The organism is Vibrio sp. Y176, from assembly GCF_033438945.1.
Genome location: NZ_JAWOQS010000048.1, coordinates 1 through 1938, shown reverse-complemented (window position 1 = coordinate 1938; position 1938 = coordinate 1). Strand labels below are relative to the sequence as shown.

The window sequence follows — 1938 nt, the reverse complement described above, 5'->3', positions numbered from 1 at the left end:
GTGCGGACTTTCAACAAAGTCACTGAAACCACGTGGAACTTACCACACCAGAGAAAACGTCATTTCAGCGAGTAAATTGGCTTTTGTACCAACAAACTCACCGAGCGGAGTTGCAACTAAAAACAGATTTTCGATTGCCCCGCTCTATCACCACCAAAGAACGAAACAACCGCTTGGAAAATAGCAATGCATTGATTTAGAACCGATGAAACAGAGCTTTGACCGTCGAAGATGAATCTGTGTACCAAACAAACCGCTGCCAAATTTTTAGCTCAGAAACATGATTTTGACTACTGGCTTTTTCTGGCGACTAACGCCCTGTTAAGGTGTGAGCAACGCAATGCCAAAGCTCCCGCATACCACCTTAATCACTTAAACCAACGCATAGTAAAAATGCCACGCGTTGCGAATCACTCTTAAACAGTTTGTTATAGCGCTTTGCCGTTTACAAGTGACCAATGATGAGGCATTAATTCTCGTATAGTCTTGAAAACCAATGCATTCTCTGGAGTCGTAATTGCTGCTTTGACATCCCCACCCCAATGGACGAGGCGCTCTTGGCAAACTCCGCATGGTGACAAGATTAGAAATTCATCGTTCTCGTTCTCACGACACAGGCATAATGAGTGGGTCACTCGCTCATTGAGTTTGTGAGCCTCTAAATACGCTCCCACCTCCATACATAGTGAAAGAGCATCGTTTTTAGTATCAGGAGCAATGCTTGTTAATATTTTTCCTGACTCTGTTCTAACAGCCGCAGCTCCACCCCAACCAGAAGGATATCGCATATTTACTAGTTCTATTGCTGCTTGATAGAGCTCTTTTTCGATATTATCCATGACCATCCATATTCAATTTTATCGTGCGCTATAACGCCGCATTAAGGTGTGAGCTGCGCTCGGCTATACTTGAGCGAAGCGAAAATGCCGAGCGTTGCGAATCACTCTTAAATGCTTTGTTATATTTTTGAACCCCAGTCTTTGACAATACGATCTTTGAAGATTGCTGTCTTTGAGCTTTTACCTAGATACTCGATGACGCCAACTAGTTCTTTTGAAAAGTCGATATGAATAGGTTGTTCAATTGGCTTTGGCATAAAGTACGTAACTTCAGCGGCTCTCATTTTTAACTTCATATCGGCACAATGTAAAAATGCGTCATCAAAATTCAAAGTCAGCTTTCTTTCACCAAAATCAGTTTCGGTTCCTTTACCTAGCCTTTCTTCAAGTTGAAGAAGTGAGTACTTCTCTGATTTAGAAATGTCTTCGATAAAAGTCATGTCGTTGCGCATATTAAGCTGAAAGTTACCACTAGATATATCGATTTCAGTGTTTTCCTTAACCCAATTACCATCAATACTTGGCGAGAATGAGACAATTCTTGCTGCTGGTATTGCATGCATATTTATCACGACTTCTCTAATTAAAGGCGTACCATCATCTAATTCCCAATCTGTGTCATTCTGTTCACGCACGATTAGAAGCTCGACCTTATTATTATGTGCTTTGGCTTTTGCACCGGACTGGTAACCTGTTTTAGTCGCAAATATTGGCTTTAAATCAGGTATATCTCGGATTTTACCTAGAAGAGCATCAATTTTCTCTATGCTTACTTTGGATGCATAATCCTTACACTCAATAACTGTTTTATATGTAATTCCAGCTAGTTCATATTCCCAATAAAGGTCAAACTCACGTAAGATGCCAAAGTTGTCTTTGATCTTTTTGTTCTGCTCAATTTGAATATTTCGCAACTCAGTCCATTGCTCAGACTCGAACAGTGCCTTTTGCAGAGAAGCTACAAACTCCTCATATTCTCTACCATTATTACTCAATACTGCCTCCAAACTTGAACAAAAATATAACGCCTTGTTAAGGGGTGAACAACGCAATACCGAAGCTGCTGCATACCGCCTTAAACACTAAAACCAACGCACAG

At 40.8% G+C, this 1938-nt stretch carries 2 protein-coding genes and 1 pseudogene; 1 reads left to right on the top strand and 2 read right to left on the bottom strand.

Annotated features, from left to right (window positions below):
• A pseudogene (locus R7O13_RS23925) lies at positions 1–184 on the top strand (hypothetical protein); the annotation flags it as partial.
• 244 nt (positions 185–428) lie between these two features.
• On the opposite strand, the gene R7O13_RS23920 reads toward R7O13_RS23925, so the two are convergent.
• Positions 429–839 (bottom strand): cytidine deaminase, encoded by a 411-nt coding sequence (locus tag R7O13_RS23920; protein ID WP_025613414.1) that lies wholly within the window; start codon positions 837–839, stop codon positions 429–431.
• 119 nt (positions 840–958) lie between these two features.
• Positions 959–1834 carry a restriction endonuclease gene (locus R7O13_RS23915; protein WP_318304809.1) on the bottom strand — a complete coding sequence of 292 codons (876 nt, stop codon included), beginning with the start codon at positions 1832–1834 and terminating at the stop codon, positions 959–961.
• Between the last annotated feature and the right edge of the window lie 104 nt (positions 1835–1938).

Excerpts from the sequence above, each read along its gene's own strand:
- R7O13_RS23920 (WP_025613414.1), bottom strand. The coding sequence starts at position 839 with ATGGATAATATCGAAAAAGAGCTCTATCAAGCAGCAATAGAACTAGTA.